A 24,653-nucleotide genomic window follows, 5' to 3' on the forward strand; every position below is an offset into this window, starting at 1 on the left:
AGACTGCACCAAAACGGATACCTCTGTATCCGGTTGGTCAGTCTTTTTTTTGTTTATTTTTCAATGTGATTTGAATATAAACTTGATAATTCATCCATACTAAATCTCTCTTCCCTACGAGAATCGTATAAACGTTCTAACCTGTCCAACACATACATACCTTGATTACAGGGAGGGAGTTTACGTGAAAAATAAAATTCTTCAATGGTCATTAGTAGTATTTGTTATCACTGCGATAGCGTTTTCGTTGCATAATCCATTTACAAGCACCTATATCGAAAGTTTGAAGGCTCAGAGCACAGCCGTTTCACAAATGGAGTCTAATTCAATCTATCAGCAGATCAAAGAAAAAGCGAAGGAGCTAAATCGTCCTCCTAAAAATGCAGAGATCGATCCAGTCTGGAAAGCCACTCCCGGTTATAATGGCATTGTTGTTGACATGGAAGCATCCTTTAAAGCGATGAAGAAAGCAAATAAATTTGATGAGAATAAACTTGTTATAAAGCAAATAAATCCAAGTGTTCATCTTGAAAACCTTCCTGCATCTCCGATCTATAGAGGTAATCCAGAGAAGCCTATGGTTACACTGTTAGTGAACGTAGCATGGGGTAATGAGTACCTGCCTGGTATGCTTCAGACGATGAAAAAGAATAATGTGAAGTCAACGTATTTTCTAGATGGGTCTTGGGTGAAAAAGAACCCGTCACTCGCGAAAATGATTGCAGAAGAAAAACATGAGATCGGTAATCACGCTTACTCTCATCCGGATTTAAAAAAGATGACCAATTCACGGATTACAGAGGAACTCAAACAGACCAACGAAGTGATACATGCAACACTAGACATCCATCCAAAATGGTTTGCGCCTCCAAGTGGAAGTTTTCGAAACGACGTTGTGCAGATCGCCTCAGAGATGGATATGAAAACGATACTTTGGACGGTTGATACGATCGATTGGAGAAAACCTAATCCTGACGAAATGGTAAGCAGAGTTCTTAGCAAAGTACATCCTGGTGCAATGATTCTAATGCACCCAACAGAATCATCTTCAGCTGGTTTAGATAAATTAATTAAAGGAATAAAAGAAAAAGGATACAGCATCGGAACGGTGTCAGATTTGATGGATGAGAAGAGATTAGTCCCTAAAACAATCAAGTAAAGTTGTGTACGTGTTATGATAATGGTATATTGTTCCTATGATTAGTGGAACAACTGACAGCTAGGGGGAAACAAGTTTGATTAACAGATATACATGCTCAAACGGCGTGCGAATTGTTTTGGAAAACATTCCAACAGTACGCTCTGTTGCGATCGGTGTATGGATCGGCACAGGCTCCAGATTTGAAAACACAAAAAATAACGGAATCTCGCATTTTCTGGAGCATATGTTCTTCAAAGGTACAAAGACAAGAACAGCACGAGAAATTGCAGAATCTTTTGATAGCATCGGTGGACAAGTGAATGCTTTCACTTCAAAAGAATACACATGTTATTATGCAAAAGTTCTTGATACGCATTCACCATATGCTCTTGAAGTACTCGCAGATATGTTTTTTAACTCAACCTTTGACGAAGGAGAGTTATTAAAAGAAAAGAATGTTGTGTTAGAAGAAATTAAAATGTATGAAGATACACCAGATGATATTGTTCACGATATGTTGAGCCGTGCTAGCTTTCAAAACCACGAACTTGGATTTCCTATATTAGGAACGGAAGAAACATTGAACACGTTTACAGGGAATACACTTCGAGATTATATGGATACTCATTACGTTCCGGAAGAAGTAGTCATCTCTGTCGCAGGAAACGTTGATGAATCTTTCATAAAGGAAGTTGAAAAATGGTTCGGTGACTACAAAACAAGTGGAGTTATTAAACCAGTAATTGAAACGCCGGTTTTCTATCCAGAGAAACTTTCTCGTAAGAAAGAAACAGAACAAGCACATCTATGTCTAGGTTTTCCAGGACTTTCTCTTAAAGATAAACGCAGCTACAGTTTGATCATCCTCAATAACATTTTTGGATCAAGCATGTCTAGCCGTTTGTTTCAAGAAGTAAGGGAGCAGAAGGGATTAGCTTATTCGGTGTTCTCTTACCATTCAGCGTTTCAGGATAATGGGATCTTTACTATTTATGGAGGAACAGCTCCACATCAATTAGATGAGCTGTATGATACCGTCTTAAATATAGTTGATGATTTAAAAGAGAACGGAATTACTGACAAAGAGCTGAAAAACTCTAAAGAACAGATAAAAGGAAACTTGATGCTGAGTCTTGAGAGCACGAACAGCAGAATGAGCCGCAATGGAAAACATGAGCTCATCTTAGGTTATCATCGTACCCTTGATGATATGGTCGAATCGATCGATAAAGTGTCCAAAGACGATGTGGACACGTTGGTTCAGTCTATCTTTAGTGAAGGATGTTCAGCATCTCTAGTGAGTCCAAATGGAGAACTTCCAAAAGGACTTCAATAGCATACAGTTATTCTTAAAAAACCCGGAGTTCATCCGGGTTTTTTGCGTTTTCAAAAAACCTCTTTAAAAATGGGCTAAACGTTTCCTGAAATGCCCCAAACATAGGAGTTGCTCGTGAATATAATGATGTTGATTGAAAACTTATGATCGTGTTACTTAGCGTATTGAAATGATGACTTTAAATATCAGTTTTACCGTTGTACAGAAAGTCTTTCTGTAACCAGATAGGCGGGGTGTTCATATGATGTTGAGCGTGGATAGCAATCCCCTGCAAGAAATGGAACAACGGAGAAAGGGGAGAAAGAATGTTAACGGATTTGCATATCGCAGTTTTTGGCGGCGATGCGAGACAGTTAGAGGTTATTCGGAAACTAACAGAACTGGATGCGATACTTACACTTATCGGTTATGACCAACTTGATCACGGATTCACTGGGGCTTCAAAAATGAATATAGATGAAGTAGATTTCTCAAAGTTAGACAGTATCATTCTGCCTGTGAGTGGAACTGGACTGCAAGGGGAGATCGATACCATTTTCTCTAATAAAAAAATGATTCTAACAGAAGATCATCTTAAAAAGACGAAAGACCACTGCCAAGTATTTTCAGGAATCAGCAATTCTTATTTAGATGGTATTACAACAAACAGCAACAGAAAACTAACGAAGTTGTTTGAAAGAGATGATGTTGCGATCTATAACAGCATTCCTACTGTTGAAGGAACGATCATGATGGTCATCCAACACACAGATATAACCATCCATCAATCTAATACGGTTGTTCTAGGCTTTGGACGTGTAGGAATGAGCGTTGCAAGAACTTTCCAAGCATTAGGGGCACGCGTAAAAGTCGGAGCGAGAAAATCTGAACATATGGCTAGGATCTCAGAGATGGGAATGATTCCGTTTCATTTAGATGATCTGAAAAATGAGGTCTATGAAACGGATGTTTGTATCAATACGATTCCTACACAGATTGTTAATGCTGATGTAATCTCAAAGTTTCCTTCACATACATTAGTTGTTGATCTGGCTTCAAAGCCTGGAGGCACTGACTTTAGGTATGCAGAAAAACGAGGGATTAAAGCACTTCTTGCACCTGGACTGCCAGGAATTGTTGCACCTAAAACAGCGGGTAAGATCGTTGCAAACGTACTTTCGCAGCTCTTAATCAATGAATTTAAGCGGAAGGGGTAATTATAATGGATTTTAAAGGTAAACATATCGGTTTTGGTTTAACGGGATCTCATTGTACGTATGATGCTGTATTTCCACAGATTCAAAAGCTAGTAGAGCTCGGGGCGAATGTTTCTCCATTCTTTACACATACCGTAGGGCACACGTCTACACGTTTTGGAGAAGAAGGAGAATGGGTGGAAAAGATTAAACAGATCACAGGAAATGATCCAGTGGATTCCATTGTAAAGGCTGAACCATTTGGACCGAAAACACCACTAGATTGTATGGTTATTGCTCCGTTGACCGGAAATTCGATAAGCAAGTTTGCTAATGCTATGACAGATTCTCCTGTATTGATGGGAGCAAAAGCAACACTTCGTAACCAAAAACCGGTTGTTCTCGGAATATCGACAAACGATGGTCTTGGATTGAACGGTGTAAATATCATGAGGTTGATGGCGACAAAGAACATCTATTTTATTCCGTTCAGTCAAGATGATCCAGTCAAAAAGCAAAATTCATTAGTCGCTCACATGGATACCCTTATTGAAACAATCGAGCTAGCCATACAAGGGAAACAGCTCCAGCCCGTTCTTAGGGTAAGAGATTTAGGGTAATAGATTGAAACAACAGAAGAAAATCCGTTCATAACCTCAAAGTTTATGATAAAATATGATAAATTATATGGATTAACTAGGAGAAACTAAAACTTTGAGTTTCTCCTTCTGTTGTAGATTGCTTACCTTAAACAATAAAGGAGTTAATAAAGTATGAGCCAAAAATCATTTCATGTAGCTGTAGTAGGAGCAACTGGCGCAGTTGGCCAGCAGATGTTAAACACGTTAAGTGAAAAAAATTTTCCAATAAAGAAACTATCCCTTCTTGCAAGTAAACGTTCAGCAGGACAGGTCATTTCCTTTAATGGAGAATCTCATACGATTCAAGAAGCAACACCAGAAGCATTTGAAGGTGTAGATCTTGCTTTGTTCTCTGCTGGAGGTTCAGTTTCAAAAGCTCTTGCACACGAAGCGGTGAAAAGAGGAGCAATCGTTGTAGACAACACGAGCGCATTCAGGATGGATCCGAACGTACCACTCGTTGTACCAGAGGTAAACGAACAAGATCTATTAAAACATAATGGAATTATTGCAAATCCGAACTGTTCGACCATACAGATGGTCGTTGCTCTTCAGCCTCTTCACGAAAAGTTCGGCCTTAAAAAAGTTATTGTTTCTACTTATCAAGCTGTTTCAGGAGCAGGAGCAAAAGCAGTTGAGGAATTAAAAGAACAATCAAGAGCGATTCTAAACGATGAATCTTTCGAGGCTTCCATCATGCCTTGTGCTTCAGACAAAAAGCACTATCAGATCGCTTTCAACGCGGTTCCACAAATTGATAAATTTGAAGAGAACGGCTATACATTTGAAGAGTTGAAAATGATGAACGAAACAAAAAAGATTATGCACTTAGAAAATCTAGAGATCGCAGCAACGTGTGTGCGATTACCTGTTGAGACAGGACACTCAGAATCTTTGTATGCAGAATTTGAGAATGGCAACCCTACCGTTCAAGAAATAAGAGAACTATTAAAAACATCTCCAGGCATCACGCTTCAGGATCAGCCTGAAGAACAGATCTACCCTATGCCTGCAATAGCTGCAGGTCTGCCTGATGTTTTTGTTGGCAGAATACGTAAAGACTTAGACCGTGATAACGCCTATCACATGTGGGTAGTATCAGATAACTTACTTAAAGGTGCTGCATATAACTCCGTTCAAATCGCAGAGAGCTTAATCAAATTAGATCTGCTTTAATTTTATAAAGAAGGTGCATTCATGAAGATAATCGTTCAAAAATTTGGGGGAACTTCTTTAAAAGATGACACAGGACGTGTTGAAGCGATCCGTCATATTAAAAATGCTGTAGAAGAAGGCTATAAAGTGGTTTGTGTCGTTTCAGCAATGGGACGTTTCGGTGATCCTTACGCTACTGATACTTTATTAAGCCTTGTAGGGGATAAAAATAAGATTTCTAACAGGGAACAAGACCTCTTGTTGTCTTGCGGAGAAATCATTTCATCAGTTGTATTCTCTGGAATGCTAAATACAACAGGTCTTTCATCTGTAGCCTTAACAGGTCCACAAGCAGGCTTTAGAACCAATGATGACTTCTCAAATGCTAGAATTATAGATATGAAAGTAGATCGGATAAAGTCAGAACTTGAACATCATCAAGTAGTAGTTGTTGCAGGTTTTCAAGGCCAATCTAAAACTGGAGATATCGCAACACTTGGTAGAGGTGGAAGTGACACGAGTGCTTCGGCATTAGGAGCTGCTTTAGAAGCTGAGTTTATTGATATTTTTACAGATGTAGAAGGGGTAATGACTGCTGACCCTAGACTTGTTAAAGATGCAAGACCACTATCCGTCGTAACATATGCTGAAATTTGCAACATGGCTTATCAAGGAGCAAAGGTCATTCATCCACGTGCTGTAGAGATCGCCATGCAAGCCAAGATCCCGTTAAGAATTCGTTCAACCTATTCAGATCTTCCAGGAACCCTTGTTACATCAGCCGTAAAGGGACCTGCTGGTAAAGACGTTCAGGAATCGATCATCACGGGTATTGCACATGTTTCAAACATTACTCAAATTAAAGTGTATGCCAACGATGGTCAGTATGACCTTCATACAAAAGTGTTCAAAGCCATGGCCCAAGAACAAATTTCAGTAGACTTTATCAACATCAGTCCAAAAGGTGTCGTATATACGATCATGGAAGACAAGACGGATATGGCTTTAGCAAAATTAAAAGATCTTGGATATGAACCTGAAGTGAACCGTGATTGTGCTAAAGTATCAGCAGTGGGAGCTGGCATCGCAGGAACGCCAGGGGTTACAGCAGCTATCGTAGAATCATTATCTAGCAGGAACATACAAATCTTACAATCTGCTGATTCGCATACGACGATCTGGGTGCTGGTTAAGAAAGCAGATCTGATTGAATCGGTAAATGCTCTTCATTCCGCTTTTCGTTTGAATGAGGAAGGAATATCTGCGAACTTACAAGAAATTGTACAGCAGCAGTTTAATGAGTATTGAGGAGTGAAGTAAATGAATTTTGGTAGTATTAGCACTGCGATGGTAACGCCTTTTGACAGCAAAGGGAACATCGATTTTGGCAGAATGACGAAACTGGTTAACCATCTGCTTAACAATGGAACGGATAGTCTAGTAGTAGCTGGGACTACCGGAGAGTCTGCGACTTTGACTACAGAAGAAAAAATAGCGCTTTTTAAACATGTTGTAAAAGTAGTCGATGGCAGAGTACCTGTGGTTGCAGGAACAGGAAGTAACAATACGAAAGCATCCATTGATCTTTCAAAAAAAGCTGAAGAAATCGGTGTGGATGCAATTATGATCGTAGCACCGTATTATAATAAACCAAGTCAAGAGGGTATCATCGCTCATTATAAAGCAATTGCAAGTGCAATCAGCCTTCCAATCATGGCGTATAACATACCGGGAAGATCAGTAATTACGTTTTCGGTTGAAACCGTGCTTCGACTAGCTGAAGTACCGAACATTGTTGCATTAAAAGATGCAGGCGGAAATTTAGATACAATGAGTGAAGTTATTGAGAATACTCCGGACGACTTTGTTGTTTACAGCGGTGACGACGGTCTAACCCTTCCTTCTTTAGCAATAGGAAGTGCGGGAATCGTTTCAGTAGCTTCACATGTGATCGGTAACGAGATGCAAACGATGATTAAAGCGTTTAGCAATGGCGAAAATAAAGAAGCTGCTCGTATTCACCGAAAGTTGCTTCCGGTTATGCAGGAGCTCTTTAAAGCACCGAGTCCCGCTCCTGTAAAGACAGCGCTACAATTAAGAGGGCTTGATGTTGGTGGAGTCAGATTGCCGTTATTACCTCTAAATCAATCTGAAAGAGAAGCACTCTCAAACAGATTAAACAGCTTGTAAAACAGTAAAACAGGGCTTCGCATGTGATTTATATGCGCTGCCCTTTTTTGATGTTGCCGCATTTTGTCGAAAATCGGTTAAATAATTTTATCCGTGAAATTATTGGCTCTATATGTGAATATATTTTGATTTACCGTGAAAATAAAATATATTACCGTGAAATTATTTAACTTTGCGATTTCCACAAACAAAACGAACGTTTCAATCTAGATCAAACAGCGGCAAGGCTACCATGTAAAACAAAAAAGCCCTGATTCAATCAAGAAACATCAAATCAGAGACTTAATTCTACTCATTATTAATCGTACTGCCAGCTAGTGTCTAAATACAGAAAAACTTAGTCCAAAGTGTCAATACTATTACGTACAACGATAACCTTATTTTTATTTGTCTTTTGCTCAGTCTTGTTTTGTATTCCTCTCATAGAGTATAATGTTTTTAAGTGACGTGATCGGGAAATATTTTTTACATACAACATAGGAGGAATATACACATTGTCAAAACAAAATAGAGATAAAATTAAAGTTTTTGCCTTGGGCGGAGTCGGTGAGATCGGCAAAAACATGTATGTAGTGGATACAGGTGAGGAAATTTTTGTTATGGACTCAGGTCTTATGTTCCCTCAAGAGGAAATGCTTGGAATCGACATCGTCATACCAGATGTGACCTACTTGAAGGAAAACCTGGAGCGTGTGACTGGAATCTTCTTAACTCATGCCCATGAAGACCATATCGGTGGCCTTCCATATGTCTTAAGACAAGTACCTGTACCTGTTTATGGAACGCGTTTGACATTAGGACTAGTAGAAGCAAAATTAAAAGAAGCGGGACTTTTGCGTTCCACAGAATTAAATATGATTGAAACGAACCAAAAGCTTTCATTCAACAGTGCGAAGGTAAGCTTCTTCCACGTAAATCACAGTATTCCAGATGCAGTAGGAATTGCAATTCACACGTCACAGGGAATTATTGCAAATACTGGTGATTTTAAGATCGATCATACACCGATCGATGGACAGCATACCGAATTTGGGAAGATTTCAAGCCTAGCTGAAGAAGGAGTACTGTGTCTGCTTTCAGACAGTACGAATGCAGAACGACCAGGATCTACAGGTCCAGAAGCACAAGTTGGACAAGAGATCCTTGATGTATTCCAAGCGGCAAAGGGAAGAATCATCATTGCATCATTTGCTTCAAATGTACATCGTGTTCAGCAAGTAATGAACGCAGCTGCCAAAACAAACAGAAAAGTAGCTGTTAACGGAAGAAGTATGGTAAAAGTTGTTGATATTGCATCACAGCTAGGTTATTTGACGATTGAAAAAGATCTGTTAGTTACGATCGATCAAGCAAACGATTACAGCGATGAAAAGGTTGTCATCTTAACAACAGGAAGCCAAGGCGAATCAATGGCGGCGTTGTCTAGAATGGCGCAAAAATCACATAAACAGATCGCACTTCGACCTTCAGATACAGTCGTTATTGCCGCTACCCCGATACCTGGCAATGAAACTTCTGTCGCGAAGATGGTTGATAAACTGATGCGTACAGGAGCAGATGTTATCTTTGGTCAGAAGAAGGTTCATGTATCAGGACACGGTAGTGCTGAAGAGCTTAAGTTCATGCTCAGTATGATGAGACCTAAATATTTTATGCCGGTTCACGGTGAATATAAGATGCAAAAAGCGCATCAAAAATTAGCGATTGAAGTTGGAGTTGAAAAAGACAACATTTTTATCGTTGATAAAGGTGAAGTGGTGGAGTTCGCTAACGGATTCGCGCAAAAAACCGGAAAAGTGCCTTCAGGAAACGTATTAGTAGATGGACTCGGTGTAGGAGATATCGGAAACATCGTGCTTCGTGACCGTAAACTTTTATCACAAGATGGAATCTTAGTCGTTGTCGTTACGATCAGCAAAGATTCACATAAGCTGATCTCAGGACCTGAGATCATCTCAAGAGGCTTTGTATATGTTCGTGAAAGTGAAGCTCTTCTTCACGAAGCAAATACAAAAGTTCGTGATGTACTTGAAAAGTGCATGAACGAAAATATGAAAGAATGGTCTAGTCTGAAATCAAACGTCAGAGATACATTAAGTCAGTATCTATTTGAAAAAACAAAGAGAAGACCAATGATCATGCCGATTATTATGGAAATTTAACCCGCTGATAAAGCGGGTTTTTATTTTTTTCTCATATGAATGGAAATTACGCCCATACTAAGAAGAACCTAACTTAGAAGGGGTATGAATTATGGATCAGACACCAGAAACAGAAGCACCACAAACAGATGCACCATCAAAGAAAGATGAAAGCTCAGGACTTATTCAGAAGATACAGTCGCTAGGACAGACGAACGTTCCCACAATGGAAGGCTCAAGCATACATTGTTTGACGATTGTAGGTCAGATCGAAGGACATATGCAGCTTCCTCCTAACAACAAAGCGACCAAATACGAACATTTGATTCCGCAATTAGTAGCCATTGAACAGAATCATAAGATCGAAGGGCTACTTGTAATCTTGAACACAGTTGGTGGAGATGTGGAAGCTGGCCTTGCTATTTCTGAGATGATCGCTTCTCTTTCAAAGCCTAGTGTATCCCTCGTATTAGGAGGAGGACATTCCATAGGAGTTCCAATAGCGGTAAGCGCTAATTACTCGTTCATCGCACCAACGGCTACCATGACGATCCATCCAGTTCGATTAACAGGTCTGGTCATTGGGGTACCGCAAACGTTTGAGTATTTAGATAAGATGCAGGACCGTGTGATCTCATTCGTAACGAGCCATTCAGATATCACGGAAGAGCGATTTAAAGAACTGATGTTTTCTAAAGGGAACCTGACACGAGATATCGGTACGAATGTCATTGGAACAGATGCGGTGAGTGATGGACTCATAAACGCAGTAGGCGGAGTGGGTCAAGCGATCAAGAAGTTGAATGAGTTGATCGAAGCGAACAAAAAAGAAGAGGATAAAGGGTTGCCGCAATGATCTGGTATACGATGCAGCCTTTTGAATTGATGTTTCCGGAAGAAGGAAACGAACCGTCGGCGCAGAATGTAATACTTTATAATGATGTCCCTGTCCTCGTAGAACGTATCGGTGATGAGAAAAGAATCGTTCAGATCATGAGCACAGATCCTTCTCATTTTTTACTAGAAGACTGTCAACCTGGAATGGTGCTGCGAAATTTTTAAAAAAGTCATCTAAGAATTATGCTATACTATCTTAAAGTAGCCTTCTGATTTGCAGGGCTGCTTTTCTTTCTATTTTTGTTCATACATACATAATATTGCATGCTAGTGAGGTGAAAAAAATGGCAAAAAACAAAAAAAAGAAAGCTAAAAATAAAGGCAGATGGAAAGAGCAGCTGACGTTTGAGATCGCAGGGCTCACCATCCTCGCATTATCATCTCTAGCACTTGCTAAGATGGGTAATGTAGGAATTGCATTTGTTCATCTACTGCGATTCTTTAGTGGAGAATGGTACGGTATACTTCTGCTTGCTTGTATATTATTATCTTTTTATTTGATATGGAAAAGAAGCTGGCCGGTCTTAGTATCCAAAAAATTAACAGGTGTATATATACTCTTCTTCTCATTTCTAGTATTGAGCCACCTAACCTTGTTTGAACATTTAACGAACGGTGGGGTATGGAAAGACGCTTCTGTTATAAGAAACACTTGGGATCTGTATTGGATGCAGCTTCAAGGGAAAACCTCAACCAACGATATTGGCGGGGGACTTGTAGGAGCTATCGGTTTTGCTCTATTTTATTTTTTGTTTGGAGCTGGTGGAACAAAGCTTGTCATCTTCTTTTTAATAATAGGGAGCCTTTTGTTGATCTCAGGTAAATCGTTATCCGTTCTTCTTCAGAAACTAGTCGATACATCCAGTTCAGCAACTTCTAAAATGAAAGAATACATACAAGAAAAGAAAACGTCACTTGCTGAAGAAAGAACAAAAAAAATAAAAGAAAAGAAAAATTTAACGCCGGCAACTGTAGATGATGAAGAAGATACAGAAGAGATCATCATCTCTGAAGATCCAGTAATTGAAGATTTTACAAAAAGGGTTCAACAAACAGAGAGCGGCGTTCAGTTGAAATTTGCTCCTCAGGTGTACGGTGAGAACGAAGAAAAAGAAGATGTAAAGGATGCTAGAGGGTCTGAAGATGAGCCGACACCTTCACCTTTACCTGTTAATTTTGGTGATGAAGTAATCCAGAACGAACATTATCAGCTTCCGACGATGAAACATCTTAGAACGCCTCAAAATAGTGGTCAGCACAAAGACAAGCAATATGCTGCAAGCAAGAGCAACGCGAAGAAACTTGAAAAAACGTTTGAAAGCTTTGGGGTAAAAGCAAAAGTTCTTAAAGTTCACCTGGGACCGGCCGTTACAAAGTATGAAGTGTACCCAGATGTAGGTGTTAAAGTAAGTAAGATTGTAAATTTATCAGATGACTTGGCTCTTGCATTAGCAGCTAAAGATATACGGATCGAAGCACCGATACCAGGAAAATCAGCTGTTGGAATCGAGGTGCCCAATCAGGAGATCTCGATGGTAACATTAAGAGAAGTGCTGGAGGCACCACAATTCTCTGGACAACAATCACCACTCGCTATCGGTCTAGGAAGAGATATCTCAGGTGAACCGATCATCGCAGATCTTTCTAAGATGCCTCACTTACTTGTGGCAGGAGCAACCGGAAGCGGTAAAAGTGTGTGTGTAAACGGCATTATTACGAGTATTCTAATGAGAGCTAAACCACACGAAGTGAAAATGATGATGATTGATCCAAAGATGGTGGAATTAAATATGTATAACGGGATACCACATCTCTTGGCGCCAGTCGTCACTGAACCGAAGAAGGCAGCTCAAGCATTAAAAAGAGTGGTCTCTGAGATGGAGCGTAGGTATGAGCTATTTTCCCATAGCGGTACACGAAACATCGAAGGTTACAATGAATCGATAAGAAAACAAAATGCTAAAGGTGATGCAAAACAGCCTTTTTTACCTTATATCGTAGTTATAGTTGATGAACTAGCTGATTTGATGATGGTTGCTTCAGGTGACGTAGAGGATGCGATCACTCGTCTTGCTCAGATGGCTCGAGCAGCAGGGATTCACTTAATTATTGCGACACAGCGTCCGTCTGTTGATGTAATAACAGGTGTTATTAAAGCGAACATTCCGTCACGAATTGCGTTTAGTGTTTCTTCACAAACTGACTCTAGAACGATACTTGATATGGGAGGGGCAGAGAAGCTTTTAGGGAGAGGAGATATGTTGTTCTTCCCTTCAGGAGCATCAAAACCCGTTCGCGTTCAAGGGGCGTTTCTATCAGATGAAGAAGTAGAAGCGATCGTAGATCACTGTGTGACACAGCAAAGAGCTCAATACCAAGCAGAGATGATTCCTACTGAAGAAGCAGAACCTGCGGTCATGGAGTCTGAGGATGACCTGTTTGGTGACGCTGTAAGATTAGTCGTTGATATGCAGACAGCTTCAGTTTCTATGCTTCAAAGAAGATTTCGCATCGGTTATTCAAGGGCGGCAAGATTAATCGACTCGATGGAATCGAAAGGAATCGTAGGACCCTATGAAGGATCCAAACCTCGTGAAGTGCTGATATCTGCTATGCCGGACGAAAAAGAAGCTTCTAGTTCATAGGTCATAGGAAAACGGGCTCATACGGGCTCGTTTTCCTTTTCTGTTGGAATTTAATTCAATTTATGTAAAATCCAAAGAATACCTATTAAAAATTTGTAAAAATAGTATTTATTTATAGAAATAAAAATGGTATAGTAATGTCGATTCTACTAATAATTTGTCATACGTCGAACAACTTAGTTAAGGTGGTTTTGGAATGTCAATAAAGGCTGACCATCGCTTGTTATATATAAAAGTGATTGAAAAGTTAAAAAAAGATATTGAAGAAGGTATTTATAAAGAAGGAGAAAAACTTCCTTCTGAGTTTGAACTATCAAAACAGCTTGGAATCTCAAGAGCTACACTGCGTGAGGCGCTTCGTATTTTAGAAGATGAAAACGTACTCATTCGAAAACATGGTGTGGGTACTTTTGTAAGAACTCGTGCTTTGTTCTCATCTGGCATTGAAGAACTTTACAGTGTGACCGATATGATAGAAAGAGGCGGCAAACGTGCTGGGACTATTTTCCTAAAGTCGCAGATGACTGACGTTACAGAAGAACTGCTTAGCAAGTTTAACGATTCATTGCCTGAAGGACTCATGATGATGGAGCGTGTCCGTACGGCAGATGGTGAACCAGTCGTTTTTTGTATAGATCATATGCCAGCACACCTTTTCCCTGCAAAAGGATTGCACGATTATGAATCATTCTTAGAGATGTTGGAAAAAGAAACGGGTAGACGTGTTATGTATGCGGTAACAAACATTGAACCGATCGGATATCACGAAAGAGTTTCTGAAATATTGGAAAGCGATGAACGCGTTCCACTCCTCATCTTAAAACAAATGCATTACGATCAATTTGATGAACCTGTACTCTATTCTTGCAACTATTTTAGATCTGATAAGTTTTTGTTCTCTGTTTTAAGAAAGCGCTTATAGTTAAAGTCTTTTTTAGGGGGTGATCGGTACTTTATTTTGCAGCATTGGTTTTAGTCATTAAAATGAAAACACTTACAGGGGGAAAATGACTTGAAAAAGAAATTAGGATTAATGGTAACTGCAATGTTAACTGCCGGTACGATTCTTGCCGGATGTGGATCTTCTGATGACGGGAAGTCTTCTGGCGGAGGAGAGAAAAAAGACTTTAAAGTAGCGATGGTAACAGACACTGGCGGTGTAGACGATAAGTCTTTCAACCAGTCAGCTTGGGAAGGTCTAACAAAGTTTGGTAAAGATAATAGTTTAGAAGAGAGCAAAGGATACAAGTACTTGCAATCTACTGCACAAAGTGATTACAAGCCGAACCTAAACTCACTTATTCGTCAAAAATACGATGTAGTTTTTGGAATCGGTTTCTTGATGGGAACTGATGTAGAAACAGTAGCAAAACAACAGCCTGATGCAAAACTTGCAATCGTTGATATGGTTGTTAAAGGTGATAACGTAGCGAATATTACTTTCTCTGAACATGAAGGTTCGTTCTTAGTAGGTCTAGTTGCTGGTATGCAATCTAAATCGAACAAAGTAGGATTCGTTGGTGGTGTTAACAGTGAACTGATCAAGAAGTTTGAAAATGGATTTAAAGCGGGAGTTCTAACAGCGAACCCTAAAGCTGAAGTTCTTGTTCAATATGCAGAAGACTTCAACAAAGCTGAAAAAGGACAACAGATCGCGAACACGTTCTATCAACAAGGTGCTGATGTAATCTATCATGCTGCTGGTGGAACAGGTATGGGTGTGTTCACTGAAGCGAAGAACCGTAAGAAAAACGGTGAAGATGTTTGGGTAATCGGAGTTGACCGTGACCAACACGAAGAAGGTATGCCTGAGAACGTAACACTTACTTCAATGGTAAAACGTGTAGACCAAGCAGTTTACGAAGTTTCTGAACAAGCGATGAACGGTAAGTTCCCAGGTGGGAAAATCGTAGAATTCGGTCTTAAAGAAGATGGAGTAGGTATCGCTCCAACTCAAGAGAACGTTGAAGAGAAATCACTTCAATCTGTAGAAGATTTCAAAAAGAAAATCATCGCTGGCGAAGTGAAAGTTCCTAAGACAGACGCTGAATTTGAAGAGTTCAAGAAGAACTTAAAATAATTCAAGTGAAACAAGTTAAATAATTGGCCAGGACTTGGCATAAGCCAAGTCCTTCCTTATGCAATAAGGGGGGAGCAAGAATATGGAATATGTAATCGATATGCGCAACATCCGAAAAGAATTCCCTGGAATCGTCGCGAATGATAACATCACGCTTCAAGTAAAAAAAGGGGAGATCCATGCATTACTAGGAGAGAATGGTGCAGGAAAATCAACGTTAATGAATGTTTTGTTCGGTCTTTACGAACCTGAACAAGGGGAGATCTTCGTAAAAGGAAATAAAGTGGTGAACAATGATCCGAATATTGCCAACTCGCTTGGTATTGGGATGGTTCATCAGCACTTTATGCTCGTTGATAAGTTTACTGTTACCGAAAATATCATTCTTGGAAAAGAACCTACTAAAGGCGGAAGAGTAGATTTACAAACAGCTGCAAAAGAAGTACAAGCTCTTTCAGATCAATATGGACTTCGTGTAGATCCTAACGCAAAGATTGAAAATATCTCAGTTGGTATGCAGCAACGTGTAGAAATTTTGAAAACGCTTTATAGAGGAGCGGATATTCTCATTTTTGATGAGCCGACTGCCGTGTTAACTCCTCAAGAAATCGTAGAACTTATTCAGATCATGAAAAAGCTTGTTAATGAAGGCAAGTCTATCATCCTTATCACTCATAAATTAAAAGAGATCATGGAAGTTTGTGACCGCTGTACGGTTATAAGAAGAGGGAGAGGCGTTGGTACGGTAGACGTTAGCGATTCTAACCCTGATTCTTTAGCAGCGATGATGGTTGGTCGTGAAGTAAACTTTAAAGTTGAAAAAAATGATGCTGTTCCTAAAGAGGCTGTATTGAAGATTAAAGATCTTGTCGTTCAGGATAGCAGAAAAGTGCCTGCGGTTAACGGACTGAACTTGACTGTTCATGCTGGGGAGATTGTTGGAATCGCTGGCGTTGACGGAAACGGACAATCTGAACTATTAGAAGCAATCACAGGTCTTCATAAAGTTCACGAAGGATCTATACATCTGCGTGATAAAGAGATTACGAATAAGTCTCCTCGAAATGTTACAGAGAACGGTCTGAGTCATATTCCGCAAGATAGGCATAAACATGGGCTTGTATTGGACTTTTCAGTAGGAGAGAACATGGTACTCCAAACGTATTATCAAAAGCCATATTCTAAGTCTGGAATTTTAAACTTTAAACCGATTTTTGATAAAGCGAAAAAGTTGATCGAAGAATACGATGTTCGTACACCTGATGCTTATACGCCAGCACGTGCACTATCCGGTGGAAATCAGCAAAAAGCGATTATCGCTAGAGAAGTTGACCGTGATCCGGACTTTTTGATCGCCGCTCAGCCAACTCGCGGTCTTGATGTTGGGGCGATTGAATTCATTCATTCCAAGCTGATCGAACAAAGGGATAATGGAAAAGCGGTTCTGCTTGTTTCTTTTGAGTTGGAAGAGATCATCAACGTGAGTGACCGAATCGCAGTGATGTATGAAGGAAAGATCGTTGCGATCGTAAATCCGAAAGAAACAACAGAACAAGAACTGGGTCTACTGATGGCTGGAGGAAAGAGAGGTACCGTTCATGCAGAATAATACAAAAAAAATAAAATTTATAGTGCCTCTTATTTCTGTATTTCTAGGTCTATTGATTGGTGGCATCATCATGCTGATCAGCGGATATAAGCCGATTGAAGCTTATGTAGCGCTTTTTCAAGGTATTTTTGGTGGATCATATTATATAGGTGAAACAATTAGGCAGATGTCACCTCTTATCTTGTCAGGACTTGCTGTTGCATTTGCGTTTAGAACCGGATTATTTAATATCGGAGTAGAAGGACAGCTTTTAGTCGGTTGGTTAGCTGCTGTTTATGTAGGGATTTTTGTTGATGCCCCAGCGATCATTCATATTCCTCTAGCTGTACTTGCTGCAGGTGTTGCCGGTGCATTATGGGGATCTGTTCCTGGTATTTTAAAAGCGCGCTTTAAAGTTCATGAGGTTATTACAACGATTATGATGAACTATATCGCACTTTATAGCACAAATGAAATCATCCGTAATTTTATGCTTGCTCCGGGTGAGCGAACGGAGAACGTAAAAGAATCTGCTTCTCTTGCTTCACCGTTTTTACAAAGTATTACTGAATATTCGACATTGCATTTTGGAATCATTGTAGCAATCGTTGCAGCAGTAATCATGTGGTTCTTATTATGGAGAACAACATTAGGTTATGAACTACGTGCTGTAGGTTTCAATCAACATGCATCTCAGTACGCTGGAATCAACGTGTCGAAAAACATCGTTCTATCCATGGCGATTTCAGGAGCATTCGCAGGGATTGCAGGAAGTATGGAAGGATTGGGTACGTATCAATACATGACGATCAATGCTGGATTTACCGGTGTAGGATTTGATGGGATCGCCGTTGCACTTTTAGGTGCGAACAGTGCGATCGGTGTTATTTTAGGTGCTGCACTATTCGGCGGACTAAAGATTGGTGCCCTGAACATGCAAGCTATTGCAGGTGTTCCAACTGAACTTGTAGGTGTTGTAATTGCTCTAATCATCTTCTTTGTAGCGTGCAGCTATCTTGTTCATTGGTTGATGAACCGTGTGAACAGAGGAGGTAAGATCTGATGAGTTTTATGGATATTCTAGCACTAATCATACCTGCTGCAATCGTGTCTGCTGCTCCTTTAATCTTTACCGCTCTAGGTGGCGTTTTTAGTGAAAGGTCTGGAGTTGTAAATATCGGATTAGAAGGTCTCATGCTTTTTGGTGCTTTTACAGGAGCCGTAACGATCTATTACGGAGAACAGTTCGGATTAGCTGGTGCAGCACCATGGGTCAGTTTTGTTGTAGCTATGATCGTAGGAGCACTATTTGCATCCATTCATGCCGTTGCAAGTATCTCGTTAAAAGCGGACCAAGTTGTTAGTGGAGTTGCAATCAACTTCTTGGCAGCGGGACTCGCAATCTTCTTAACGAAAAAAATCTTTAATGCAGGACAAACACCTGTTATTTCTGAACGTATCTCAAAAAGTGACATTCCGTTCTTATCAGATATTCCGATAATCGGTAAACTATTTTTCTCAAATGCCTATCTGACTTCTTATCTAGCGGTATTTGTAGCCTTAATCGTGTGGTATGTTCTTTACAAAACCCCATTTGGTCTTCGCCTTCGTTCAGTAGGTGAACACCCGATGGCTGCAGATACGATGGGAATCAATGTTAAAAAGATGCGTTATGTCGGAGTTCTGTTAAGTGGTGCTCTAGCTGGTCTAGGTGGAGCTGTTTATGTAGCTTCTATCTCAGGTAACTTCACGCACTCTACGATCACAGGACAAGGCTTCATGGCTCTAGCTGCTATGATCTTTGGTAAATGGCATCCACTTGGAGCTTTAGGAGCTGCTTTATTCTTCGGACTAGCACAAGCGATCAGCATCTCTGGAGCACAGATTCCAGGTCTTCAAGATATTCCAAAAGTATTCTTGCTGATCGCACCATACGTTCTTACGATATTAGCTTTAGCTGGACTAGTAGGACGTGCGGATGCGCCGAAAGCTCTTGGTACACCTTACGAAAAAGGAAAAAGGTAACAAAAAAGTCCGCCATTCGGTGGACTTTTTTTGTTTTACAAGGAGGAATGTCATGTCAGGTATCGAAAATGGGTAAACTAGGATGTAGACATAATGAAAGGGGTACTTATTCAATGGGAATTGTTAATCATAAAAAAACCAATCTCCACGGCATGACTGTACATACGATCGAAACAAAAAAGTATAAGACCACATCGTTCATACTTCAGGTAAAAGAACCGATCAACGAAAAGAATGTAACAAAGCGAGCTCTGCTTGCTTATGTTTTACAGAGCGGAACGAAGGATTTTCCTTCTTCAAAAGAGCTGAGAAGTGCTTTGGATGATCTTTATGGAGCTACATTGAATGCTGATCTTTCTAAAAAAGGTGAGAATCAAGTGATCAGTATTCGGATGGAGGTAGCGAACGAGAAATTTTTATCCAATTCAGAACCTGTTCTAGATAAAGCCTTCCATCTATTATCTCAAGTTCTTCTAGCCCCACCTTTAGAAGGTGATGTGTTTAAAGAGGGAATTGTAAAAAAAGAAAAACGCAGTCTGAAACAACAGATCGAATCGATCTATGATGACAAGATGCGTTATGCAAATAAACGACTGTTAGAAGAGATGTATGACACAGAGCCATACCGGTTAAATGTGTATGGAAACGGTGATGAAGTGGATTCGATAACATCAAAAGAGCTGTATGATTATTATCAAGAAGTGATTAGAAACGATAAGATCGATCTTTATGTGATCGGTGATATTTCAACAGATGAGATGGTTGAGAAGGTTAGTAAGCATTTTCGTTTTTCGAAAGATAGAAAAGAAGATGAGACTAAAGCTGTGAATGCTAGAGATGAAAAAAGAATCTCTGAAGTTAAAGAAATCTTTGAAGAACAGGATGTGCAACAAGGAAAACTGCACATGGGTTATCGCACGTATACCACTTATGCAGATGATGATTATTTCGCTCTACAAGTGTTTAACGGTATTTTCGGAGGTTTTTCTCATTCCAAGTTGTTCATGAACGTTCGTGAAAAAGAAAGTTTGGCTTATTATGCAGCTTCTCGGTTCGAGAGCCATAAAGGAGCTGTTTTTGTAATGAGCGGAATTGAGACTGCCAATTACGAAAAAGCTGTAAAAATCATTAAAGAACAACATGAAGAAATGAAAAAGGGTAATATCACGGACTCTGAATTTGAACAGACGAAAGCGATGATCAACAACCAAGTGTTAGAGACGATCGACCATCCGATCGGTCTATCGGAAGTACTATATCATAATGTTGTTGCAGGGACAGATCGCTCCATCGAAGAGTGGATGGAAGGAATAAAGAGAGTAACAAAAGACGATGTGGTTGCAGTAGCAAAAAAAGTAACACTTGATACGATTTTCTTCTTGAAGGGAGCTGGCACGAATGGGAATGAAAACGTTTGATCAATTAGATGAAACGCTACACTATGAAGAACTGCCGAACGGGTTAAAGGTATATGTTCTTGAAAAGAAAGGATTTAACAAGACATACGCTACGTTTACGACTCATTATGGATCGGTGGATAATCACTTTAAACCATTAGGTAAAGATGAAAATGTCAAAGTTCCTGATGGAATCGCACATTTTCTGGAGCACAAACTTTTTGAAAAAGAGCATGGAGATGTTTTTCAAGATTTTAGTAAACAAGGTGCATCTGCCAACGCGTTCACGACATTTAACAGAACCGCTTATCTGTTTTCGACAACCGGTGATGTGAAGAAGAACTTAACCACTTTGATCGACTTCGTACAAGAACCATATTTTACAGAAAAGACGGTCGAGAAAGAAAAAGGAATCATCGGTCAAGAGATCAGAATGTACGATGATAACCCGGATTGGCGCGTTTATTTTGGCCTGATTGAAAATATGTATCACCATCATCCGGTCAAGATCGATATCGCTGGAACAGAAAAATCCATCGCTAAGATTACAAAAGATGATCTTTATGAATGTTATGAGACGTTTTATCACCCTAGCAACATGATTCTTTTTATCGTAGGGCCAATAGATGCTAAAGAAATTTTAAATTTCGTTAAAGACAATCAATCACAAAAATCGTTTAAGGAAAAAGAACACATCGAAAGATTTTTTGATGAGGAGCCACAAACGGTCGCAAAATCAAAGAAAGTCATCGAGATGACGGTGCAGACGCCGAAATGCTATATGGGTTATAAAGAAGCTACTCCTAATCGCCAAGGAAAAGAGTTGATGAAACATGAACTAAGTGTCAACCTTCTTCTAGAAATGATGTTCGGGAAAAGCTCGCCAAATTATGAAACATTGTATGAAGAAGGATTGATCGACCAGACGTTCTCTTTTGATTACACAGAAGAGAATGGATTTGGATTCAGCATGCTCGGAGGAGATACTCGGTCTCCAGATGGATTTGTTGAAAGAATCTCTGGGATGGTTGAAGCCTTTAAACAACAGTCGATCGATGAAGGTTCATTTAATCGTGCTCGTAAAAAGAAGATCGGTGCTTTTTTAAGATCATTGAACTCACCGGAGTTTATTGCAAATCAGTTCACTCGCTATGCGTTTAATGAAATGGACCTTTTTGATGTGATTCCAGTTTTCGAATCACTTACAGTTCCCGATGTTGAAGAAGTCTTACAGAATCACTTTAAAAAAGAAGCGATGACCGTTTGCCAAGTTCAAAAAAAGAAGTCATAATAAATGAAAAAAAACATCCTGCTGAGGTAGGGTGTTTTTTTAGAGCAATGAGGGATTAACATTGAAAAATGCGCTTGTCACAGGAGCATCCGGAGCAATCGGGAGCGAGATCAGCCATATGTTGGCATCAAATGGTTGTGGATTATACCTTCACTACAACACCAATCTAAGTGCAGCAGAAAAGCTGCAGAAAGAATTAAAGGATAAATACGGAGTACCTGTCTTTATCGTGTCTGCTGACCTGTCTAAAGCAGAAGGACCAAAAGCATTGTTGAATCAAATTCAAGAGCCCATCGATGTGTTCGTTTTTAATTGTGGTTCTGCTCAATTTGGTCTACTCACTGATTTTACTGAACAATCCATAACAGAGACGATGCAGTTGCACCTTTTAAGTGCGATCTCACTAACAAAAGCCATTGTTCCTAACATGATTCAGAAAAAATCAGGAAAGATCGTCATGATCTCTTCTGTTTGGGGAGAAGTAGGTGCTGCGTGTGAAACTGTATACTCTGCTGCAAAAGGCGGGTTGAATACGTTTGTTAAAGCACTGTCAAAAGAATTAGCTCCTAGTCACATTCAAGTGAATGGTGTTTCTCCTGGGGTGATCTCGACGCCAATGATGGATCAGTTTTCAGACGAGGAGAAGCGTATGTTAACTGAGGACATACCTGCAGGACGTTTTGGAGAACCACGTGAAGTTGCTCATGCTGTTGAATTTTTATTGAGCGAAAAGGCAGACTATATCTCGGGTCACATCCTTTCTATAAACGGATCGTGGTTTACTTAAAAAAACATGTATAAAAAGAGTGAAACTAAGAGATATTAATGCTGTATCAACCTTGAAGGAGGAGACAGCATGTCTGTATTAGACAACTTTGGTCAATGGAAAGATTTCTTGGCAGAGCGTTTAAATCACGCGGAACACGAAGGTATGAACCACGATACGATCTCGAACTTAGCAACGGAGATCGGTGGATACTTAGCGAACCACGTTGAACCAAAAAACGAGGAAGAAAAAGTTCTTGCCGATCTTTGGAAAGTGGCTGATGAAAACGAAAGACACGCCATCGCTAACATGATGGTAAAGCTAGTTCAAAACGACGGTAGCCGCTAAATGGTGAAGGATGTTAAGAATTTTTTCTTAACATCCTTTTATTTTGCTTTCATAATAAATTGAAATCATTTATTATTAGAAACAAGAATAGATGTAGAATTTTGTTTCATTTTGAAAGAATAAGGAGATGAATTATGGGAGAGCAAGAATGGTATTTAGAGTATGAGATACATAAAAACCGGCCGGGTCTCCTAGGGGATATATCTTCCTTATTAGGTATGCTTGGAATTAACATCGTCACGATTAACGGTGTTGATAACGAGCGACGTGGAATGCTTCTGATCATTGATAACGAAGAAAAGATTAACCGGCTTCAATCGATCTTAGATTCAATGGATAACATTACAGTAACCAAGTTTCGAAAACCGAAGCTTCGCGATCGTCTCGCTGTAAGACACGGCAGATATATTGAACGCGACGCTGACGATAAGAAAACGTTTCGTTTTATTAGAGATGAACTTGGTATATTAGTTGACTTTTTAGCTGAATTATATAAAGTTGAAGGACATAAATTAATCGGCGTTAGAGGCATGCCGCGTGTGGGGAAAACTGAGAGTATCGTTGCATCCAGTGTTTGTGCGAATAAACGTTGGGTCTTTATTTCATCGACGTTATTGCGTCAGACCGTTAGGAGCATGCTAGCGGATGATGAATACGATTCTGACCACGTTTTTATTATTGATGGTGCAGTCTCAGCACGTAATATGAATGATAAGCATTGGCAGCTCATACGAGAGATCATGAGGCTTCCTGCAGCGAAAGTTGTGGAACATCCTGATCTTTTTGTTCAGCAAACGGAATATACACTTGATGATTTTGACTACATTATCGAGCTAAAAAGTCATCGTGATGAAGAAATTACATATGAAGCTCTGAAACAAGATCAAACAGGATTCGGAAATTTAGAATGACGTAAGTAGGTGGGAAGGTTGACAGAACTCGGTAAGTTATTAAAAGAAAAACGTGAAGAAAAAGGAATGTCACTCGAAGAACTTCAAACAGCGACAAAGATACAAAAACGATATCTAGTAGCGATTGAAGAAGGAAAGTATGAAGTACTTCCTGGATCGTTTTATGCTCGAGCGTTTATTAAAAATTATTGCGAAGCTGTAGGTTTGAATTATGAGACCATCTTTGATGAATATTCTCATGAGATTCCAAAATCGGCAAAAGAACCGACAACAGAGTTCGAACCCCGTTCAAAAAGAGAGAGATCCGGAGTATCAGAAGACCATTCACTTTTAAAGAGGTTGATCCCAATCATACTTATTGGAATCTTAATCGTGGTTGTTCTCTTTGTCGTTTGGAAGCTTCTTCCTGATGGGAATGATCAAGCTAAAAGCGGGAATGATGCGCCAGGTGTTTTATTAGATGCAGATGAAAACAAACCACAGAAAAAAGAAGAAACAAAAAAAGACAAAGAAGATGATTCTACTGAAGAAAAAGATTCTGAAGTTCCAAAAGAAGAAGTGAAACAACAAACCTTAACAAAGCTTGAAACGATTGGAAAAGTAACGACTTATGATCTGAAAGATACGGATAAACTCGTTGTAGAGCTTAGCGCAAATGGTCCTAGTTACGTAGGTATTCAAGATGAGACGAAGAAAAGCTATTTCGATAACCAGATGAAAAAGGGTCAAACAGAAACTTTTGATCTATCTTCTGCAAAAGAGGTAACACTAAATATTGGCGCGTCTCATGTAACATCTATTAAGATCAATGGGGAAGCATTCACATATCCTGTCCCTGCTACTGATCTCATTCATCAAAAAATCGTGATTCGTAAGGCTCAACAATAGTTATAACAAAATTGATTTTGACCGTATTTTGGAGGAAT

22 protein-coding genes are annotated in these 24,653 nt (G+C 39.7%); all 22 read left to right on the forward strand.

Going from position 1 to position 24,653, the window contains the following annotated elements:
- The first annotated feature begins 184 nt into the window (after positions 1-184).
- Positions 185-1,159 carry a polysaccharide deacetylase family protein gene (locus IHV09_RS06120; RefSeq protein WP_197191130.1) on the forward strand — a complete coding sequence of 325 codons (975 nt, stop codon included), beginning with the start codon at positions 185-187 and terminating at the stop codon, positions 1,157-1,159.
- Positions 1,160-1,235: 76 nt separating this feature from the next.
- A complete protein-coding gene (locus IHV09_RS06125) occupies positions 1,236-2,477 on the forward strand; it encodes a M16 family metallopeptidase (protein ID WP_197127759.1) in 1,242 nt (413 codons plus the stop codon).
- Between the two features lie 305 nt (positions 2,478-2,782).
- Positions 2,783-3,673 carry a dipicolinic acid synthetase subunit A gene (dpaA, locus tag IHV09_RS06130; RefSeq protein ID WP_197127760.1) on the forward strand — a complete coding sequence of 297 codons (891 nt, stop codon included), beginning with the start codon at positions 2,783-2,785 and terminating at the stop codon, positions 3,671-3,673.
- Between the two features lie 5 nt (positions 3,674-3,678).
- On the forward strand, positions 3,679-4,272 hold the full coding sequence (gene dpaB, locus IHV09_RS06135) for a dipicolinate synthase subunit B (protein WP_197127761.1): 594 nt from the start codon (positions 3,679-3,681) through the stop codon (positions 4,270-4,272).
- A 153-nt stretch (positions 4,273-4,425) separates the two neighbouring features.
- A complete protein-coding gene (gene asd / locus IHV09_RS06140; protein WP_197127762.1) occupies positions 4,426-5,469 on the forward strand; it encodes an aspartate-semialdehyde dehydrogenase in 1,044 nt (347 codons plus the stop codon).
- Between the two features lie 21 nt (positions 5,470-5,490).
- The gene (dapG, locus tag IHV09_RS06145; protein ID WP_197127763.1) at positions 5,491-6,756 is read left to right on the forward strand and encodes an aspartate kinase; all 1,266 of its coding nucleotides are present in this window, start codon (positions 5,491-5,493) and stop codon (positions 6,754-6,756) included.
- Positions 6,757-6,768: 12 nt separating this feature from the next.
- Complete coding sequence (dapA, locus tag IHV09_RS06150) at positions 6,769-7,638, forward strand: 4-hydroxy-tetrahydrodipicolinate synthase (RefSeq protein ID WP_197263859.1); 870 nt, start codon at positions 6,769-6,771, stop codon at positions 7,636-7,638.
- 494 nt (positions 7,639-8,132) lie between these two features.
- Positions 8,133-9,800: a ribonuclease J gene (locus IHV09_RS06155; protein WP_197127765.1), complete on the forward strand. Its 1,668-nt coding sequence runs from the start codon at positions 8,133-8,135 to the stop codon at positions 9,798-9,800.
- 91 nt (positions 9,801-9,891) lie between these two features.
- Entirely contained in the window at positions 9,892-10,635 is a 744-nt protein-coding gene (locus IHV09_RS06160; RefSeq protein ID WP_197127766.1) for a ClpP family protease, read from the forward strand.
- Complete coding sequence (locus tag IHV09_RS06165) at positions 10,632-10,841, forward strand: YlzJ-like family protein (RefSeq protein WP_197191128.1); 210 nt, start codon at positions 10,632-10,634, stop codon at positions 10,839-10,841. The genes IHV09_RS06160 and IHV09_RS06165 overlap by 4 nt, the downstream gene beginning before the upstream one ends.
- Positions 10,842-10,960: 119 nt before the next feature.
- Entirely contained in the window at positions 10,961-13,321 is a 2,361-nt protein-coding gene (locus tag IHV09_RS06170; RefSeq protein ID WP_197263860.1) for a DNA translocase FtsK, read from the forward strand.
- Positions 13,322-13,517: 196 nt separating this feature from the next.
- Positions 13,518-14,243: a GntR family transcriptional regulator gene (locus tag IHV09_RS06175; RefSeq protein WP_197127769.1), complete on the forward strand. Its 726-nt coding sequence runs from the start codon at positions 13,518-13,520 to the stop codon at positions 14,241-14,243.
- Positions 14,244-14,333: 90 nt separating this feature from the next.
- Positions 14,334-15,401 (forward strand): BMP family lipoprotein, encoded by a 1,068-nt coding sequence (locus IHV09_RS06180; RefSeq protein ID WP_305069354.1) that lies wholly within the window; start codon positions 14,334-14,336, stop codon positions 15,399-15,401.
- An 82-nt stretch (positions 15,402-15,483) separates the two neighbouring features.
- The gene (locus IHV09_RS06185; protein WP_197191126.1) at positions 15,484-17,010 is read left to right on the forward strand and encodes an ABC transporter ATP-binding protein; all 1,527 of its coding nucleotides are present in this window, start codon (positions 15,484-15,486) and stop codon (positions 17,008-17,010) included.
- Entirely contained in the window at positions 17,000-18,052 is a 1,053-nt protein-coding gene (locus IHV09_RS06190) for an ABC transporter permease (RefSeq protein WP_197191125.1), read from the forward strand. The genes IHV09_RS06185 and IHV09_RS06190 overlap by 11 nt, the downstream gene beginning before the upstream one ends.
- Positions 18,052-19,014: an ABC transporter permease gene (locus IHV09_RS06195; RefSeq protein ID WP_197191124.1), complete on the forward strand. Its 963-nt coding sequence runs from the start codon at positions 18,052-18,054 to the stop codon at positions 19,012-19,014. Before IHV09_RS06190 ends, IHV09_RS06195 begins: the two co-directional genes overlap by 1 nt.
- Before the next feature lie 113 nt (positions 19,015-19,127).
- Positions 19,128-20,432 carry an EF-P 5-aminopentanol modification-associated protein YfmF gene (gene yfmF, locus IHV09_RS06200; RefSeq protein ID WP_197191123.1) on the forward strand — a complete coding sequence of 435 codons (1,305 nt, stop codon included), beginning with the start codon at positions 19,128-19,130 and terminating at the stop codon, positions 20,430-20,432.
- Positions 20,413-21,702 (forward strand): EF-P 5-aminopentanol modification-associated protein YfmH, encoded by a 1,290-nt coding sequence (yfmH, locus tag IHV09_RS06205; RefSeq protein ID WP_197127774.1) that lies wholly within the window; start codon positions 20,413-20,415, stop codon positions 21,700-21,702. The genes yfmF and yfmH overlap by 20 nt, the downstream gene beginning before the upstream one ends.
- A gap of 61 nt (positions 21,703-21,763) precedes the next feature.
- A complete protein-coding gene (ymfI, locus tag IHV09_RS06210) occupies positions 21,764-22,489 on the forward strand; it encodes an elongation factor P 5-aminopentanone reductase (RefSeq protein WP_197263861.1) in 726 nt (241 codons plus the stop codon).
- Between the two features lie 69 nt (positions 22,490-22,558).
- Positions 22,559-22,816: a DUF3243 domain-containing protein gene (locus IHV09_RS06215; protein ID WP_066393818.1), complete on the forward strand. Its 258-nt coding sequence runs from the start codon at positions 22,559-22,561 to the stop codon at positions 22,814-22,816.
- A gap of 134 nt (positions 22,817-22,950) precedes the next feature.
- Complete coding sequence (locus IHV09_RS06220; protein ID WP_066393823.1) at positions 22,951-23,727, forward strand: DUF3388 domain-containing protein; 777 nt, start codon at positions 22,951-22,953, stop codon at positions 23,725-23,727.
- Positions 23,728-23,745: 18 nt separating this feature from the next.
- Entirely contained in the window at positions 23,746-24,615 is an 870-nt protein-coding gene (locus tag IHV09_RS06225; RefSeq protein ID WP_197263862.1) for a helix-turn-helix domain-containing protein, read from the forward strand.
- Positions 24,616-24,653 lie beyond the last annotated feature (38 nt).

The organism is Fictibacillus sp. 23RED33 (assembly GCF_015903925.1).
Lineage (GTDB): Bacteria > Bacillota > Bacilli > Bacillales > Fictibacillaceae > Fictibacillus > Fictibacillus phosphorivorans.

Coding starts and splice junctions, on each gene's coding strand:
- dpaA (WP_197127760.1), top strand. CDS start 2,783: ATGTTAACGGATTTGCATATCGCAGTTTTTGGCGGCGATGCGAGACAG.
- dpaB (WP_197127761.1), top strand. CDS start 3,679: ATGGATTTTAAAGGTAAACATATCGGTTTTGGTTTAACGGGATCTCAT.
- asd (WP_197127762.1), top strand. CDS start 4,426: ATGAGCCAAAAATCATTTCATGTAGCTGTAGTAGGAGCAACTGGCGCA.
- dapG (WP_197127763.1), top strand. CDS start 5,491: ATGAAGATAATCGTTCAAAAATTTGGGGGAACTTCTTTAAAAGATGAC.
- dapA (WP_197263859.1), top strand. CDS start 6,769: ATGAATTTTGGTAGTATTAGCACTGCGATGGTAACGCCTTTTGACAGC.
- IHV09_RS06160 (WP_197127766.1), top strand. CDS start 9,892: ATGGATCAGACACCAGAAACAGAAGCACCACAAACAGATGCACCATCA.
- IHV09_RS06165 (WP_197191128.1), top strand. CDS start 10,632: ATGATCTGGTATACGATGCAGCCTTTTGAATTGATGTTTCCGGAAGAA.
- IHV09_RS06170 (WP_197263860.1), top strand. CDS start 10,961: ATGGCAAAAAACAAAAAAAAGAAAGCTAAAAATAAAGGCAGATGGAAA.
- IHV09_RS06175 (WP_197127769.1), top strand. CDS start 13,518: ATGTCAATAAAGGCTGACCATCGCTTGTTATATATAAAAGTGATTGAA.
- IHV09_RS06185 (WP_197191126.1), top strand. CDS start 15,484: ATGGAATATGTAATCGATATGCGCAACATCCGAAAAGAATTCCCTGGA.
- IHV09_RS06190 (WP_197191125.1), top strand. CDS start 17,000: ATGCAGAATAATACAAAAAAAATAAAATTTATAGTGCCTCTTATTTCT.
- IHV09_RS06195 (WP_197191124.1), top strand. CDS start 18,052: ATGAGTTTTATGGATATTCTAGCACTAATCATACCTGCTGCAATCGTG.
- yfmF (WP_197191123.1), top strand. CDS start 19,128: ATGGGAATTGTTAATCATAAAAAAACCAATCTCCACGGCATGACTGTA.
- yfmH (WP_197127774.1), top strand. CDS start 20,413: ATGGGAATGAAAACGTTTGATCAATTAGATGAAACGCTACACTATGAA.
- IHV09_RS06215 (WP_066393818.1), top strand. CDS start 22,559: ATGTCTGTATTAGACAACTTTGGTCAATGGAAAGATTTCTTGGCAGAG.
- IHV09_RS06220 (WP_066393823.1), top strand. CDS start 22,951: ATGGGAGAGCAAGAATGGTATTTAGAGTATGAGATACATAAAAACCGG.